The sequence below is a fragment of the Devosia sp. MC1541 genome, from assembly GCF_012847305.1.
Taxonomy (GTDB): domain Bacteria; phylum Pseudomonadota; class Alphaproteobacteria; order Rhizobiales; family Devosiaceae; genus Devosia.
In genome coordinates this window covers 17,892-34,086 of sequence record NZ_JABBDZ010000015.1, presented here as the reverse complement: position 1 = coordinate 34,086, position 16,195 = coordinate 17,892, and the positions used below count along the sequence as shown (strand labels likewise).

The 16,195-nt window shown below is 58.1% G+C and carries 16 protein-coding genes; 8 read left to right on the top strand and 8 right to left on the bottom strand.

Going from position 1 to position 16,195, the window contains the following annotated elements; all coding sequences use genetic code 11:
- Positions 1-58: 58 nt before the first annotated feature.
- The 4 genes from rpoD (at position 59) to HKD40_RS14205 (ending at position 3,012) form a co-directional block, all read left to right on the top strand.
- On the top strand, positions 59-2,113 hold the full coding sequence (gene rpoD / locus HKD40_RS14220) for an RNA polymerase sigma factor RpoD (protein ID WP_169196448.1): 2,055 nt from the start codon (positions 59-61) through the stop codon (positions 2,111-2,113).
- A 31-nt stretch (positions 2,114-2,144) separates the two neighbouring features.
- Positions 2,145-2,411: a DUF2442 domain-containing protein gene (locus HKD40_RS14215; protein ID WP_169196447.1), complete on the top strand. Its 267-nt coding sequence runs from the start codon at positions 2,145-2,147 to the stop codon at positions 2,409-2,411.
- A 16-nt stretch (positions 2,412-2,427) separates the two neighbouring features.
- Positions 2,428-2,718 (top strand): HlyU family transcriptional regulator, encoded by a 291-nt coding sequence (locus tag HKD40_RS14210; RefSeq protein WP_169196446.1) that lies wholly within the window; start codon positions 2,428-2,430, stop codon positions 2,716-2,718.
- Between the two features lie 72 nt (positions 2,719-2,790).
- Positions 2,791-3,012 carry a hypothetical protein gene (locus tag HKD40_RS14205; protein WP_169196445.1) on the top strand — a complete coding sequence of 74 codons (222 nt, stop codon included), beginning with the start codon at positions 2,791-2,793 and terminating at the stop codon, positions 3,010-3,012.
- 71 nt (positions 3,013-3,083) lie between these two features.
- Here the strand turns inward: HKD40_RS14205 and HKD40_RS14200 are convergent, their stop codons facing one another.
- From HKD40_RS14200 to HKD40_RS14170, 7 genes are all read right to left on the bottom strand, one after another.
- Positions 3,084-4,772 (bottom strand): methyl-accepting chemotaxis protein, encoded by a 1,689-nt coding sequence (locus tag HKD40_RS14200; protein WP_169196444.1) that lies wholly within the window; start codon positions 4,770-4,772, stop codon positions 3,084-3,086.
- 10 nt (positions 4,773-4,782) lie between these two features.
- Entirely contained in the window at positions 4,783-5,136 is a 354-nt protein-coding gene (locus HKD40_RS14195) for a hypothetical protein (protein WP_169196443.1), read from the bottom strand.
- 67 nt (positions 5,137-5,203) lie between these two features.
- Positions 5,204-6,241 carry an LLM class flavin-dependent oxidoreductase gene (locus HKD40_RS14190; RefSeq protein ID WP_169196442.1) on the bottom strand — a complete coding sequence of 346 codons (1,038 nt, stop codon included), beginning with the start codon at positions 6,239-6,241 and terminating at the stop codon, positions 5,204-5,206.
- 136 nt (positions 6,242-6,377) lie between these two features.
- Positions 6,378-7,058 (bottom strand): tellurite resistance TerB family protein, encoded by a 681-nt coding sequence (locus tag HKD40_RS14185; RefSeq protein ID WP_169196441.1) that lies wholly within the window; start codon positions 7,056-7,058, stop codon positions 6,378-6,380.
- 133 nt (positions 7,059-7,191) lie between these two features.
- Complete coding sequence (locus tag HKD40_RS14180) at positions 7,192-7,545, bottom strand: hypothetical protein (protein WP_169196440.1); 354 nt, start codon at positions 7,543-7,545, stop codon at positions 7,192-7,194.
- Between the two features lie 132 nt (positions 7,546-7,677).
- Positions 7,678-8,193 carry a TIGR00645 family protein gene (locus HKD40_RS14175; protein WP_169196439.1) on the bottom strand — a complete coding sequence of 172 codons (516 nt, stop codon included), beginning with the start codon at positions 8,191-8,193 and terminating at the stop codon, positions 7,678-7,680.
- A 113-nt stretch (positions 8,194-8,306) separates the two neighbouring features.
- On the bottom strand, positions 8,307-10,745 hold the full coding sequence (locus tag HKD40_RS14170; RefSeq protein ID WP_169196438.1) for an OmpA family protein: 2,439 nt from the start codon (positions 10,743-10,745) through the stop codon (positions 8,307-8,309).
- A 255-nt stretch (positions 10,746-11,000) separates the two neighbouring features.
- Between HKD40_RS14170 and HKD40_RS14165 the strand changes: the two genes are divergently transcribed.
- Both HKD40_RS14165 and HKD40_RS14160 read left to right on the top strand, forming a co-directional pair.
- Entirely contained in the window at positions 11,001-11,420 is a 420-nt protein-coding gene (locus HKD40_RS14165; RefSeq protein ID WP_169196437.1) for a secondary thiamine-phosphate synthase enzyme YjbQ, read from the top strand.
- A gap of 3 nt (positions 11,421-11,423) precedes the next feature.
- Positions 11,424-12,254: a sulfite exporter TauE/SafE family protein gene (locus tag HKD40_RS14160; RefSeq protein ID WP_169196436.1), complete on the top strand. Its 831-nt coding sequence runs from the start codon at positions 11,424-11,426 to the stop codon at positions 12,252-12,254.
- Between the two features lie 277 nt (positions 12,255-12,531).
- Here the strand turns inward: HKD40_RS14160 and HKD40_RS14155 are convergent, their stop codons facing one another.
- Positions 12,532-13,242, bottom strand: a complete 711-nt coding sequence (locus HKD40_RS14155; RefSeq protein WP_169196435.1) for an SIMPL domain-containing protein — start codon at positions 13,240-13,242, stop codon at positions 12,532-12,534.
- A 313-nt stretch (positions 13,243-13,555) separates the two neighbouring features.
- On the opposite strand from HKD40_RS14155, the gene HKD40_RS14150 reads away from it, so the two are divergent.
- On the top strand, positions 13,556-14,701 hold the full coding sequence (locus HKD40_RS14150) for a fumarylacetoacetate hydrolase family protein (protein ID WP_248306081.1): 1,146 nt from the start codon (positions 13,556-13,558) through the stop codon (positions 14,699-14,701).
- A 22-nt stretch (positions 14,702-14,723) separates the two neighbouring features.
- A complete protein-coding gene (locus HKD40_RS14145; protein ID WP_169196434.1) occupies positions 14,724-16,163 on the top strand; it encodes an aldehyde dehydrogenase family protein in 1,440 nt (479 codons plus the stop codon).
- Positions 16,164-16,195 lie beyond the last annotated feature (32 nt).

Here is a 16,195-nt window from a genome sequence, read left to right as displayed (position 1 = left end):
TGTCACCACCTAAGACAAAGCCGGGACCTCCGTGCCCAACGGTCCCGAGGAGTAGCAGATGGCCACCAAGGCAGCGAACAAAAATACTAAGGATACCGAGAAGCCCGAAGGCGCGGCTCCGGAAACATCCAACGACAGCCCGCTAATCGATCAAAACGATGCAGCTGTTAAAAAGCTGATCAAGGTCGCCAAGAAGCGTGGCTACGTCACGTATGAAGAGCTGAATGCCGTACTGCCTTCGGAAGAAGTCAGCTCGGAGCAGATCGAAGATTTCATGTCCATGTTCTCGGAAATGGGCATCAACGTCGTCGACGAAGACGAAGTTGAAGAAACCGAGGTGGAGAAGGACGAAGACGACACCGGCACGGAAGTCGCCACATCTGCTGGCACCGCTGTTGCCAACACGTCCAACGCCAAGGCCGGTTCTGACCGCACCGATGATCCGGTGCGTATGTATCTGCGCGAAATGGGTTCGGTTGAGCTTCTGAGCCGCGAGGGCGAAATCGCCATCGCCAAGCGCATTGAAGCTGGCCGCGAAACCATGATCGAAGGGCTTTGCGAAAGCCCGCTGACTTTCCAGGCGATTATTATTTGGCGCGATCAGCTCGCTCAGGGCGAAATTCTGCTGCGCGACATTATCGATCTGGAAGCCACCTATGCTGGCCCAGACGCCAAGCAGGCTGCACCGGAAGTGCAGATTGTTGCTAAGCCTGTGGTTGAGGCTCCTAAGCCTGCTGCTAAGCCTGCGCCACGTCGCTCGGCCGGTTCGGGCGAAGACGACGATTACGTGCCAGAAGAGCCAGAAGCTCCGCAGGACCCAGTCGAAGACGACGACGATGAGTTTGATAACGCACTGTCGCTCTCGGCGATGGAAGCGGAACTCAAGCCGCAGGTCGTGGAAACCTTCAACCGTATCGCCGAAGCCTATGGCGCGATGCGTGAGATGCAGGATCGGCACGCCGAAGACCGCAACATTGCTGTTTCCGCTGACGAAAACACCAAGCTGGGCGTGCTGCGCGGCGAAGTGATTGCCGACGTTAAGTCGCTGTCGCTGAACGCGAGCCGTATCGAAAGCCTGGTTGAACAGCTTTACGACATCAACAAGCGTCTCGTGCGTTTGGAAGGTCGCCTGCTGCGTCTGGCTGAAAGCTATGGCGTTAAGCGCGAGAAGTTCCTCGACAAGTACTACGGTCGTGAAGTCGATCCGAGCTGGGAATGGGAACTCGAAAACTTTGACGGTAAGGGCTGGGGTGAGTTCGCTCGCCGTGAAGCTGGTACCATTGGCGACATCCGTACGGAAATTGCTACGCTGGCCACTGAAACCGGTCTCGATATCGCTGAATACCGCCGTATCGTGCACAAGGTTCAGAAGGGTGAGCGCGAAGCGGCTATCGCCAAGAAGGAAATGGTGGAAGCCAACCTTCGCCTCGTGATCTCGATTGCCAAGAAGTACACCAACCGCGGTCTGCAGTTCCTCGATCTTATTCAGGAAGGCAACATCGGTCTGATGAAGGCCGTTGATAAGTTCGAATACCGTCGCGGCTACAAGTTCTCGACCTATGCGACCTGGTGGATCCGTCAGGCGATCACGCGTTCGATCGCGGATCAGGCCCGTACGATCCGTATTCCGGTTCACATGATCGAAACGATCAACAAGATCGTTCGCACCAGCCGTCAGATGCTCCACGAAATCGGTCGCGAACCGACACCGGAAGAGCTCAGCGAAAAGCTCCAGATGCCGCTCGACAAGGTCCGCAAGGTCCTCAAGATCGCGAAGGAACCAATCTCGCTCGAAACGCCAATCGGTGACGAAGAAGACTCGAACCTGGGCGATTTCATCCAGGACTCGAATGCGATCCAGCCGATTGATGCGGCGATCCAGTCGAACCTGCGTGAAACCACCACCCGCGTTCTGGCTTCGCTCACCCCGCGTGAAGAACGCGTTCTGCGTATGCGTTTTGGTATCGGTATGAACACCGACCACACGCTCGAAGAAGTCGGTCAGCAGTTCTCGGTTACGCGTGAACGTATTCGTCAGATTGAGGCCAAGGCACTGCGTAAGCTCAAGCATCCGAGCCGTTCGCGCAAGCTGCGGAGCTTCCTCGATAACTGAGATCATTCCGCTAAAGCCGGTTCGGCTGAAGGTGACCAGCTTGAAGGCCGTTGTGCCGTTCAAGCTGGTGGTGACGTTCTCGGACGCCACTTATGGTACGTTCAACGCGGCCCCCATGCTCTCTGAGCGGGGGGAGGGGACTGAGCCTCTGCGGGATCGGAATTTCTTCGCTAAGGTCGAGCTGGTCAACGGCAAGCCGATCTGGCCCAACTATTTTGATATCTCGCCTGCGTGGTTGCAGGAGGAGATGGAGAAACGCGGTGAACTCGAACATCCGAGACCACTGCGGCGACGGTAGATTGAGGGGAGCTCCCATGTCGTTCTTGAAGAAGCTATTTGGTGGCGGGAAATCGGAAGCCGCGCCTGCTGGCGATAAGTCGCTGGGCGAAGAAGACTACAAGGGCTTCAAGATCAAGGCCATTGAGATGAAGGTCGGCTCAGAGCTCCAGCTCGCTGGCACCATCGAAAAAGAAATTGGCGGCGAGGTGAAAACCTACCGCTTTATTCGCGCCGACCGCATGAGCTCGCGCGAAGATCTGGTTATGCTAGCTCTGAGCAAGGGTCGGCAGATCATCGATGAGCAGGGCGAGCACATCTTCCGCTAAGCCCAGAATAACTGACTTTTTGACGACCGCGGGCCGATCGGCCCGCGGTTGTTTTTTGCAAGGAGAACTCTGATGGCCCGTAAGCCAACTGCCCGCACTGAATTCGTGATGTTTGACGTTGTGTACGAAGACGGCTCCCAGCGCTCGAACCGTAAGGTTGATGCAGGCCTGCTCGGCGGCCTCGATGGCGATGAGCCTGCACGTGCTGAGATTGAAGCTCAGGACCGTGCGATTTCTGAAAAGTCCGGCATGCCACCACTCGCTATCAAGTCGCTGAGCCGTTCGGGTAAGTAAGGTCTATCTTGGAACAGTGCGAGCGTAAGCTGCTATGAATGGCGCCATCCCGCGATGGCGCCATTTCTTTTTTAAGCGCTCTTGGCGAGTGGAACTCGGGTTTCGAGCTGGAACTCACCGACGAGCGTATTGAGCGCTCCAGCTTCGCCCTGAGCTTCTGCAACCGCACTGTGGGTTGTTTCAACCAGTTGCGCATTGTGCTGGGTGAGCACGTCGATGTGCTGCACTGCTTCGTCGATCGCGCGCAAGGCGTGGTTCTGCTCGGACGTGGCCTCGGCAATGTCATGCATGAGCCTGTCGCTCACATGGGCTGCCTGGGTGATCTCGCTCAGGGCGCTCGCTGCATCCTTGACCAGAACCGTACCTTGTCCAACTTGGCTGGTGGCCTGTTCGATCAGGGTTTTGATCTGAGCGGATGAGGAGGCGGCAGATTGCGCGAGACGGCGCACTTCGACCGCGACCACAGCAAAGCCGCGACCGGCATCGCCTGCACGGGCCGCTTCAACTGAGGCGTTGAGCGCCAGCAGGTTGGTCTGGAAGGCGATGTCGTCGATCATGGTGATAATGCCAGCGATCTGCTGGGAGGAGGCGGCAATCCGCTCCATGGCGGCGGTTGCATTGGTCATGACCGTGGTACCGCGATCGGCCGTGGTGGCAACGGACTCCGTGGCTGCGCGGGCTTTGGAAGCACGCTCGGCGGTCTCGTCCACATTGCGGCTCAGCTGCTCCAGGGCGACGGCGGTTTCACGCACGGCCTCTGACTGCTCGTTGGTGCGGCGGGCGAGCGCTTCCGCGCCGTCGAGGAGTTCGCCCGTTGCGTGCGCCAGCGTGGTTGTGGCGGTCCGGATCGTGGTGATGACGTCACTCATGCGGTCGGCAACGAGGTTTGTGTCGGTCTTGAGGCCAGAAAACACGGGGGCATAGGTGCCGGTAACGCGCGCGCTCAAGTCCTTCTGCGACAGTGCCGCCATGACGGATGACGTTTCCGCAAGCCCGGTCTCAAGGTTGGCAATGAGATCGTTGACGGCATGCGCCAGATTGTTGAGGTCGGGCTCTGCAAAGGTCTCGGGCACACGGCGGCCAAATTCGCCATTGAGCGTAGCCGTGATGACTGTGCCGAACTGATCGCGCAGCTCTTGCAGGGTGCGCTGACGGTCTTCAACGCGTGTTTCTTCGCTTTCCTCGACGTCACGAGCGAGCGAAATGGCACGCTCGGCATTGGCGTTTGCATCATTTGCGTTCTGATCAGCGAGCGAGACGAAAGCGAAAGTATTGCGGAGCAGCCAAATCAGGCCTGCGGCCTCGACCAGCAGAATGACAGCGTGCAGTACGATGCGGGGCAAGCCGCCGCCGCCATAAAACACCAGATCGGGCAGGGTCATGCCCAGAAGAAGGTGGTGGATGGCGATAACGATGGTGCCCACCAGAATGACGCGCGCGTCGTAGAGCAAAGAGCTCAAAGCGAGCGAGGCGAAGAAAGCCATGTGCAAGTCGGTCTGCCAAGGCGTGCCCTTGGTTGCAGCGATGATGGCAGAGATGGAGACCATCAGCACTGTCACCAGCAGATAACGGAAGCCGGCGCTCGATCTTGTGGTCAAGAATCCGGTTACTACAGTTGCGATGCCGGCAGCGCCGATGAGCGCTGTGGTGCCAAAATTGCCCTGCATGAGCAGCTCTACGACGATAGCAGTCGCCGCCATAAACAGGGTCAGGGCCGTGACCATAATGGTCGCGACAGAACGAATATTGTTAAGTGTCATTGAACTAGCTTTAGGCCTCGGCACATAGGCCAGTGGCAGCGGTGAACCAAAGGGCGCCAAATTGGCTGGCGCGGTACTTGAAATCTGGATCGTCGGCGTAGACGACGACAATGTTGGAAAAGCGGGTCGGACCGACAACAAAGCCGCCAGCCTCGTGGATGCGTTCCCAAGCAGTGGCTTCTGAGGTGAAGGGGGGGAAGATCACCGCCATCTCGCCGGTGTCTGCTGCCGCTTGTGGGGCAGCAAGAAGTCCGGCGCCGACTAGCGCAAAAGCGACTGCGGGGAGCCAAGTGACAGCGTTTTTCAGGAGAGACGTCTTGGATCGGCTCGCTGAGTTTTCAGGCACGAGATAAGAAAAACACATGCGCGTGAGCTAGGCGTGGCCCGCTTAACCGATGGTTAAGTCGGGCCTGCGCTTAAGACGTACTCACTTATGCTAATGCCTTATCAATCGCCGGTTTTACGACCGTGCCGTAAAGCTCAATTGCCTTCATGACCTTGTCATGAGGAAGCGTACCAACGCTGAGCTGCAGACCAAAACGGTCATGTTTAAACCATTCGTGCTGAGCCAAAATCTTGTCGATCACTTCTTGCGGCGAGCCCATGTAATAGGCCCCTTCAAGCGTGGTGTTGGCATCAAACTGGGCGCGTGAACTTGGGCCCCAGCCGCGTTCGGCGCCGATCTTATTCATGGCAGCGCTATGGGCCGGGTACGCTATGTCGCGGGCATCTTGGCTGTTTTCAGCGATGAAGCCATGGCCGGAGACCCCGAGTTTGAGCTTGGTCACATCATGGCCAACCTTTTCGGCGGTCTGGCGATAGAGCTCGGTCAGCGGCTGGAACTGACGGGGACGACCACCAATGATCGCAATCATCAGGTTGAGGCCGTGATAGGCGGCGCGCGCGACGGAATTGGGGGTGCCGCCAACGGCGATCCAGAGCGGCAACTGCTCCTGAGCGGGCTTGGGGTAGATTTCCAGACCCGGAATGGGGGTTGTATGCTGGCTGCCCGGCCAAGCGACCTTCCCGCCCTTGCGGATAGCGAGGAGCATGTCGAGCTTTTCCTCGAAGAGATCATCATAGTCGTTGAGATCGAGCCCGAAGAGCGGGAAGCTTTCGATGAAGGAGCCGCGACCGGCCATGATTTCGGCGCGGCCATTGGACAGAAGATCGAGCGTTGAAAACTGCTGCCAGACGCGCACAGGGTCTTCTGAGGAGAGGACGGTGACGGCGGTCGAAAGCTTGATCTGTTTGGTGCGCGCGGCGGCGGAGGCCAGAATGGTGACCGGAGACGAGGCGACATAGTCGGAGCGGTGATGTTCGCCCAAGCCGTAGAACGCAAGGCCGAGCTGATCGGCAAGCTCAATCTCTTCAATCAAATCCCGCAAGCGTTCTGCCGGGGATTGCAAATGCCCATTGTTGAGCAAGTCTGGGGTGTTTTCCGCGAAGGAATATAGGCCGAGTTCCATGGGTGTATCTCCTTAGCGCGTGAAGTGGAGGCAGCCGGTGCATGACGCAAGAGCGCACATGAATGTAACTACGGTAGGTTTTTGTTGCCAGAAATGAAAAGGCCCTCGGGAAGAGGGCCTTCTTGGATCGGAGATATTAGCGCTGCCACTGTGGGGTGTAGGCGAGCGGGGCGATTGGCTGCTGGCTCGGCTGAGGCAGCTTTTCGCCGGCCTGACGATGGATTTCAGCAACGAGGGCTGGGTCAAGCTTGAGTTTGACCGCCAGCGCTTCGAGATAAGCCTGTTCTGCGGCGGTATCAGCGGTGATCGCGACGAGTGAGGCCGCATAGATTTCGGCGGCGTGCTCAGGCGTGTCCGCGCGGGCGACAACAGCATTGATATCGAGTGGGGACGAGAGCTCGTCAAACACCCAAGCCTTTTCCTCGCCGGACAGCTGCATGGTGTTGAGCTTGGCGAAGATTGCTTCTTTTTCGTCGGCGTCGATGCGACCATCGGCCTTGGATGCGGCGATCATGGCGCGGACGAGGGTTTTGCCCAAATCTTCCTGCGCTGGCGTGTTCGGCTGTGGGATGAAGGCATCTTCGCGCACTGGCGCGGCCTGACCGGCCTGATTGGCCTGATGGTTCTGCCAAGCCTTATACGCAAGGCCACCAACGGCTGCGATAGCCCCAGCCTTGAGGCCGGTTTCCAAAAGTTTGTGCGGCTTACCGCCAGAGAGCAACATACCAGCAGCCATGCCAGCTGCACCGGTCAGAGCCTTGCTCTTGAGGTTCGGGTCGGACTGCAGCGTCTTTAGAATTTGGTCGATGTTGAACATGTCGTCTCCGTGAAAAACTGCACATGGTGCGCGCGGTCGGGGATTACAATAGGAGCGGTCCTATGAAGTCAAAATAGCAAGACCCCGGCAAGCCGGGGTCTGCTAAACGCGCTTAATGTGGCTGTGCAATCAATTAGTTGGCTGGCACAACCGGAGTAGCCGGAGTAGCCGGAGCAGCTGGGGGCACTGGAGCGGCCGGAGCTGCTGGAGCTGGGGTAGTCGCTTCTGGTGCTGCTGGCGCAGCTGGAGGCGCAACGTCTGTCGCAGGCGCTTCAGTCATTGGAGCGGTGCTTTCGATAGCTGGCGCTGGCGCAGTGGTATCAACGGTCGCTGGCCCGGTATTGGCGGAGAAAACCAGATAGCCAATTGCGAGGAGTGCTAGGGCTACGATGATGCCGACGAACCAACCGGTACCATTGCTCTCACGAGTGTAAACGGTGCGGCTTTCGTCGCGGGTGTAGACTGGATCACGTTCTGGGGTCGCCATTTTAGGTTTCCTTTGTTTCAACGTCCCCGATTCAACGCGTTTTTAATTCGCTGGTTCCAAAACGACGAAAGACGTGAAGAGGGCGGAAATCTTGCCGATTTCCGCCCTACTGACAGTAGTTTGCTCTGTGGGTTAGAGCCCCGGGGTGTCGTCCTTGCCCGTTTTTTTTGTAATTTTATCGATGTAGGCCAAGAAGAGCGCCGAGAAAATGAAGGTCACATGCAGAATTGTGTACCACATGATCTCGTTGTTTTCGTACTTCGGGATGTTAAGGAAAATCTGCAGCAAGTGAATTGAAGAGATCGCGACAATGGTCGAAGCGACCTTAACTTTTAGCGAGCCTGCGTCGATTTTGCCGAGCCAGTGAACGTCCTTGTCGTCGTCAAAACGCGAGACAAAGTTTTCGTAGCCCGAGATGATCACCATAACCACTAGGCTGGCGATGAGGGCTGCATCAATCAGGCTGAGCAGCTTGAGGATGGTGTCGTTTTCGCTCAGCTCCATGAACTTCGTGGCAAAGTCAAAGAGCTTGCCGAAGAAGGAGAGGGCGTAGAGGCCAAGCGCGGCGGCCAGGCCGATGTAGAAAGCGACCAGCAGCCAGCGCGACGCCAGGATAATGCTTTCAACAAAGAGTTCGAGTTTTTTCATGATAACTCCAAGGCAATTGCCTCCGGCTTATCAAGACGATTGTGGCGCGCAAGTGTCTCTGCGCCGCAGGGTAAAAAGTAAGGTCGGCCCGAAGGCCGACCTTGAGGGTGGTTTTAGCGGTTTGCCACTGTTACCAGCGGCGTAATGCGGCGGATGGTGACGCGACGATTTTCACGTTCGCCAGCTTCGGTGCGGATCTTGAGATAGCGTTCGCCGTAACCCTGGGTGGCAAGGTTTTCAGGCGGTACGCCATAGAAGTCCGAGAGAACGCGGGCGACTGTGGCGGCACGAGAATCCGAGAGGCGGAGATTGGAAATGTCCGAACCGACCGCGTCCGTGTGACCTTCGATAAGGAAGGTTTCATTCGGATTGGTGCGCAGCAGAGCCAGCATTGCGTTGGCAACGCTCTGGAGCGAACCGACCTGATCACGGCCGATGGTGGCAGCACCCGTATCGAAAGTGAGGTTACCCACTTCGAGCTTACGCACACTGTCACGAACACGAGCCGAGCGCTTCACTTCGTCGATCGAATAGAGACGGGCAACCTGTTCAACCGGAGGCTGAGCAAAGAAGGTCGTCAGCTGACGGTCATCGGCGTAACGGGCATCCAGAACGTAGTCGCGTGCTGGAATGTTGAGCTGCAGCGGAGGCAGGTCCAGACCCGGATCGCGCCAGTTGTTGAGGTTTTCCTCATAGCGATCATCGAAATAGGCGAGGATATATTCCTGACCATCTGGGGTGATGCGCGTGCGACGCAGGATGTCGCCATTGCGGTTGCGCACGGTGATGACCTGCGTGCCATCAGGACGGACAATCACTTCACGCGTGCGGCCGTTGGAGAGATTTTCGTAGTAAATCTCGTCCTGCTGCGGATTGTAGAAGCGGTTGGTGTCCTGACCGATGGAGTTCACAATCAGCTGTGTACCAACCTGCAGGATCACCTGTGCGATGGCATCGCCAGTTGAGGTTTGCTGCAGTACCGGGGCCTCAATGATCTGAACGTAGTTGTTCTGCTGCCCGATATTGGTGGTGTTCTGATTGTTCGTGATGTTGGTGTTGTTATTCGTCACCGTGTCGTTCACGGTGGTGTTGTTGGTGACGCTGTTGTTGACGTTCGAGACGTTGTTGACGATATTGGTCACGTAGTTGTTGACCACGGTCTGGTTGACCGTTGTGTTGTTCGTCGCAGCGACTTCGGTGCCTGCCTCTGCGTTCGCGAGAGGCGCCTCGACCATGGCGCGGATTTCTTCGGACTGTGCCGCTTCATCCGTCTGTGGCAGGGTTTCGACCGTCACGATTGCCGGAGCAATTTCGACTGGTGCAATCACAGCTGGTTGGCCGTCAACAGGGGCTGGCGCTGCCACCATTGGCTCATCCTTGGCACTATCGAGCAGCGGAGCGATTTGCTCGGCTTCGATGCCAGCTGGCAGTTCCGTGATCGGTTCTGCAGTCTGACCATCAGAGGTGGTTTCCTCGACAGGCGTAGGCTGTTCAACTGGCACTTCTGGCGCGACTACAGGCTGTTCGACAGGCTGTTCGACAGGCTGTTCCACTGGAGGTTGAGCGGCAATTCCAGGCACTTCTGGCAGTGCCAAGCCAAAGGCGGCGAGGCAGGAGGTGACATCACCATTGCCCTGAGCGGCGCAGAGGTCGGAGATTTCTGCACGGATGGCTGCGAGACGCTGGTTCACTTCGTCTGCATTGGCGCCGTTCAGTAGATCGGAAATAGCTGTTTCGTAGTCGGTGACGAGACGGGTCAACTCTGCCTGATAGTCAACGCCCGGTGCTACTGGCACCGCTTCTGGAGCAGGCGCAGGCGCGACTTCTGGTGCTGGCGCAGCTTCTGGTGCTGGAGCTGGTGCGGCTTCTGGGGCTACCTGTGCCTCAGGGGCAGGGGTTGGCTCTGGAGCGGGTGCAGCCTCAGGGGTTGCCTCAGGGGCTGGGGCGGGTTGCTCTACGGCAGGCTGTTCAACAGGAGCGGCCTGTTCTGCCTGAGCTGCAGCGGCGGCGTCAGCTTCGGCCTGAGCCTGTGCGGCAGCCTCAGCTTCAGCGCGGGCTGCGGCTTCTTCCTGCTCACGCGCTGCAGCGGCAGCGGCTTCGTCGGCAGCCTGCTGTTCAGCAGCGGCACGTGCTTCGGCCTCGGCAGCAGCTTGTGCTGCTGCTTCATTGGCAGCGGCTTCCGCTGCCTGGCGCGCTTGCTCGTCAGCTGCGGCCTGAGCGGCGGCAGCCTCTGCTTCCGCAGCAGCCTGAGCTTCTGCTTCGGCAGCAGCGGCCGCTTCAGCTTCGGCGGCGGCATTATCGACGGCGGGGGCCGCAGGAGCGCTACCACCCGATGCTAAGCATTCTTCGACGCTAGAGAAGCCCGCGACGATACACTCATTGGTCAACGTCGACTGTGCAGCTTCAAGAGCGGCGGCATCGCCCGATGCCTGCGCTTGCAGGTAGGACTGGATTGCAGATTGGAGTTCTGCACCCTGTGCATTGGCGGGAAGCGGCGCGACGGCCAAGAGGCCGATGCTGGTCCCGGTGAGGAGCCAGGTCTTGAAACTCATATGTCAATTCCTTCGAGTGTGTAACACTATGACGGGAAGATCGATTTATTTGCCTGAACCCAGTCTGAACGAAGTGTCAGTCGCCAGGAGCAGGTGGAGATCTTGTAATAATCCCCTAACGCCGGGCTGTTGGGGCAGTTCCTCAAGACATTCTGGATAACACAAGCAATCCGACAATGCGGCGGGATTGGGGCGCTGGACGATTTCGCAGTGGTCAGGCTCCTCCAGTCCAACCCGTCGTGATAGGCATGTGCGATGCAGCAAGCGATACACAGTCACAGCATTCAGACGCAAGGGCCGGGGCTTTACGAATTTTCTCGTGCAGTGAACAGTTTCGTTGCGCAAACTGGCATGTCGACGGGGCTGCTGACAGTTTTTGTCCGGCACACCAGTTGCTCTCTGCTCATCCAGGAAAATGCCGATCCGGACGTGCAAGTGGACCTTGATGGTTTCTTCAAACGCCTCGTGCCGGAGACTATGGATTGGCTGGCCCATACGCTTGAAGGGCCTGATGATATGCCGGCGCACATAAAGGCCGCGCTGACGCAGACCTCAATCGGCGTGCCGGTGAGCGAGGGGCGTCCCGTGTTCGGAAGCTGGCAGGGTATTTATCTTTTTGAGCACCGCCGCCGACCGCATCGGCGCGAGATCGTGCTCCACCTCATCGGAGAATAACACATGAATTGGGGCGAACTTATCGGCTATTGGCCGTTCGTTGTCGGGTTGCTCGCCACCGGTATTGTGTCCGGAATTGCCGCTGGTCTGCTTGGGATTGGCGGGGGCGCGGTCATCGTGCCTGCGCTGTCCAACGCGCTGCTGCTGATGGGTTACGATAGTGAGATCGTTCAACACGTCGCTGTTGGGACCTCGCTCGCCATTATCATACCGACAGGGATCATGAGTGCGCGCTCGCATCATAAGCGCGGCGCGGTCGATATGAATGTGTTCAAGCTCTGGGCTCCGTTTATCGTGGTTGGCACGTTCATCGGTGGGCTTATGGCTGGCTTGTTCTCGGCCAATGTGCTGCGCATTGTTTTTGCGGTAATGGCCTTCCTCATCGCGGCAAACATTATCTTTGGTTTGCAAACCAAGGTTATGGGGCACTTAAAAGGCTCGTCGCTGACACACCGAATTTCGGCGTTTGTCGTCGGCTATATTTCGTCGTTAATGGGTATTGGCGGTGGCTCGCTGACTGTGCCGACACTGGTGGCTTTTGGGGACAGCATGCACAAGGCCGTCGGGACGTCGGCTGCGATCGGCGTTGCGATTGCGCTGTCCGGGACCGCGGGCTTTTTGATTTCAGGCTGGGGCGTGCCGAACCTGCCGCCGCTGAGCATTGGCTACATCAATATCGTAGCGCTGGTGCTGGTGGGCGTTTTGGGGGCCGTTTGTGCGCCGCTTGGCGCGACGTTGGCGCATAAGCTCGACCAGAAGACGCTCAAGCGCGTGTTCGCCGTGTTCCTGGTGCTGGTGGGGCTCAATATGCTTTGGAAGGTGCTGGCGGGGTAGGGAGGGGGGCTTTTGATGAGCCGGGCCATTCGAGCTTAGCTCTCATGGCCTCCTCTCCTAAAGAGGCGCCACTGGCGCCTTTTTGCTGGCCTCCGGCCAGCCGGTTCGGAGGGGTTGGTGGGGACGGAGTGACTACGGTGGTTCCGTCCCCACCGCCCAAGCCCCCTCTAAGGAGGGGATCCGGGTTCTCGCGGCAGACATGTCTGCCGGAATGTAACTGTGCCTATGTCGGGTCCCGTTTGTTCAAAACAAGGCAGGTGCGACAGAGTTCCACCGATTACTTTTTGGTGTTCTCAAGGTCCCATTCGACATTGACGGTGATGGAGAAGCTCAGCTCGCCGGCCTCAACCGGGACCTTGTCGGCGGCGACTGCGCGTTCTGCCATGGCGTAAGCGACTGGTACGGCGTAATCTCGGCTTTCGCTGATCTTCTCAATATCGCCAAGGGTTGTGCCAGAGGCTAGTGCGTAAAGCTCAGCCTTGGCGCGGGCATCGGCGAAAGCGGCCTTGCGCGCTTCATCGAGCAATTCCGATGGGTCGGTGACCGAAAACTCGATCCCATTGACGGTGTTGGCGCCTACGGTGACCGATTGATCGAGAATCGAGCCAAGCTTTTCGAGGTCGCGAACGACGACGGAAACGCTGTTGGCCACCTGATAGCCATTGATCTTGGGCGGCAGACTATAGCCGCTCGCGTCACGCTCTTCCGAATAGACATAGTTGGGGCTGACCGAGAAGCCTGAGGTCTGAATATCGCGTGCCTCGATACCCGAGCCTTTGAGGGCTTCAATCAGCGCCGTCATGGCAGTGCTGTTCGCGTCGAGCGCTTCCTTGGCTGTCGCGCCCTGTGTGGTCACGCCAGACGACACTGTTGCCATGTCAGGCGCTGCGCGGACTTGGCCGCTGCCCTCAATCGCAATGGTACCGGCAAAAGCAGGCGCAACACTAGCAAGCAAAGCGAAGGGAACGATCAGGCTTAATGCACGCATGTCATACTCCTAGATGAGGTCAGGGGAGAATCCCCTGTCTATGCGTCAGTATTGCGGCAGAGATGAACTGTGCCTGAACGTTTCACTTTAACGCCAAGGAATAGGCGTTTGGGGCGAGGGTTTAGGAGCGCAGGCTTGCAAGAGTCTTGCGTATGATTACGCTGGTGCAAGCGGGTTGGATTTGTTCCGATTTGGACAAAGCGATGTTGCCCACTTTCCCTTCCTTTCCAGAAAAGTATGACTTATACCCTTGCGTCATGGGAGGGCGCGGGCTGCGGTGCAGTCGCGGCCAGAGGCAAAAGAGGTTGCGAATATGGGCTTGGTTCCGGGTGGAGTGTTGTTGGGACGTGCAATGGTGCCGGGATATGCATATCCGCGCATTGTGACCGTTAGGGACGGGCAACTCGTCGACATCACCGCCAAGGGATTTGCTACGGTTCGCGATATTGCCGAAAGCGGGCGAGCCACCGAGCATGTGCGCACTGTGGCGGGCACTGCTGTCGGTGCTGTCGAGGCCGTGCTCGCGAATTCGGAGGCGGCTTCCCCACGCGATGATGTCGCCCGGCTTCTCGCGCCAATTGATTTGCAGTCGGTGAAAGCTTCGGGGGTGACCTTTGTGGTGTCGCTCCTTGAGCGCGTGATTGAGGAGCAAGCACGCGGCGACAAGAGCCGTGCAGATGCTCTACGTAGCGAAATTCTCGACTTGATTGGTACAGACCTCAGCGAACTGGTTCCGGGATCGGACAGCGCCATGAAGGTCAAGGCCGCGCTGATCGCCAAGGGCGTGTGGAGCCAATATCTCGAAGTTGGGATTGGACCGGATGCCGAGATTTTCACCAAGTCCCAGCCGATGAGCGCTGTTGGCTTTGGTGCCGAAGTTGGCCTGCACCCGATTTCGAGCTGGAACAATCCTGAGCCGGAAGTGGCTCTGCTGGTGACCAGCAAGGGCGCGATTATCGGCGCGACCTTGGGCAATGACGTCAATCTGCGTGACGTTGAAGGACGTTCGGCGCTGCTCTTGGGCAAGGCGAAGGACAATAATGCTTCGGCCGCGCTCGGCCCATTCGTGCGCCTGTTCGATGGCGAGTTCACTCTCGACACCGTCAAAAACGCTGAGATCGCCTTACGGGTTGCAGGCGAAGACGGCTTTGAACTCGATGGCCATTCCAACATGGCGCAAATCTCGCGCACGCCTGAATCGCTGGTTGCCGCCACGATTGGCGAACATCACCAATATCCAGACGGTCTTGTGCTTTATCTGGGGACGATGTTTGCCCCGGTGAAGGATCGCGGCGGGCAGGGCATGGGCTTTACCCATAAACTTGGGGACGTTGTCTCTGTTTCGACGCCAAGCCTTGGCACACTGCGCAACCGGGTTAATCTCTCAACTGTTTGTCCACCCTGGATCTATGGCGCGAGCCATTTGCTGCGCGATCTTGCTCGCGCGGACCTCTTGTGACCCATTGCTGAAAGGCACATTCATGACTGAACTGTTTAAGAACCTTATCGACGGCGAGTGGGTCGGCTCTGACGGCGTAGAAAACATCAACCCATCCAACCTTTCGGATGTTGTGGGCGTCTATGCGCGCGCATCAGTTGACGACACAACAGCGGCGATCGCGGCAGCTAAGGCCGCATTCCCAGCATGGTCGCGTTCAGGGCTGCTTGAGCGTCATGGCATTCTGCGCAAAGCGTCCGACGAGATTTTGGCGCGCAAGGCCGAACTGGGCGAGCTGTTGGCGCGCGAAGAAGGCAAGACACTGCCAGAAGCAATTGGCGAAGTGACCCGCGCTGCGCAGATCTTTGACTTTTTCTCGGGCGAAGTGCTGCGTCTGACAGGCGAAGTTATGGCTTCGGTTCGTCCGGGCGTTGGCGTTGAAATCACCCGCGAGCCAATTGGCGTCGTGGGGATTATCACGCCTTGGAACTTCCCCATTGCGATCCCGGCATGGAAGATTGCTCCAGCGCTCGCTTATGGCAACACGGTTGTCATCAAGCCCGCGGATTTGGTGCCAGCTTCCACCTGGGCAATTGTCGACATTCTGCAGCGCGCGGGCCTGCCGAAGGGTGTTCTTAATCTGGTCATGGGCAAGGGCTCTGTCGTCGGGCAGACACTGCTGGATAGCCCTGATGTCGCGGCGCTTAGCTTTACCGGTTCGGTTGGCACTGGCCGTCGCGTGGCGGAAGCCTCGATCAAGCACAATCGTAAGTTCCAGCTGGAAATGGGCGGCAAGAACCCGGTTTTGGTGCTCGATGATGCGGACCTCAAAGTCGCCGTCGAGAGCGTGGCGCAGTCGGCCTTCTTCTCGACCGGCCAGCGGTGCACGGCATCCAGCCGCGTGATTGTCACGGAAGGTATTCACGACAAGTTCGTCGAAGATTTGGCTGAGCGCACGCGCAATCTGCGTGTTGGCGCGGCGCTCGACAAGGATACCGAAATCGGGCCAGTCGTCGATCCGAGCCAGCTCAAGCAGGACACCGATTACATCGCAATTGGTCAGGCCGAGGGCGCGAAACTCGTCGCGGGTGGTGGTCGTGTGCAGAAGGATACAGAGGGCTACTTCCTGCAGCCCGCGCTGTTCACTGAAGCGACCAATTCCATGCGCATCGCGCGCGAAGAGATATTCGGGCCGGTTGCAGCGGTGATCAAGGTCAAGGATTACGAAGAAGGTCTGGCGATCTGTAACGACACCGAGTTCGGTCTGTCGGCAGGCATTGTCACCACCTCGCTCAAATACTCGACGCACTTTAAGCGCAATGTCGAAGCGGGCATGGTGATGGTCAATGTGCCGACGGCCGGGGTGGACTTCCACGTGCCGTTTGGTGGTCGCAAGGGATCGAGCTACGGCCCCCGCGAGCAGGGCCGTTATGCGGCAGAATTCTTCACCGTGGTGAAGACGGCTTACACAGCTGCCGGCTAAATAGGAAATGCGAACGGGGCCTTCGGGCCCCG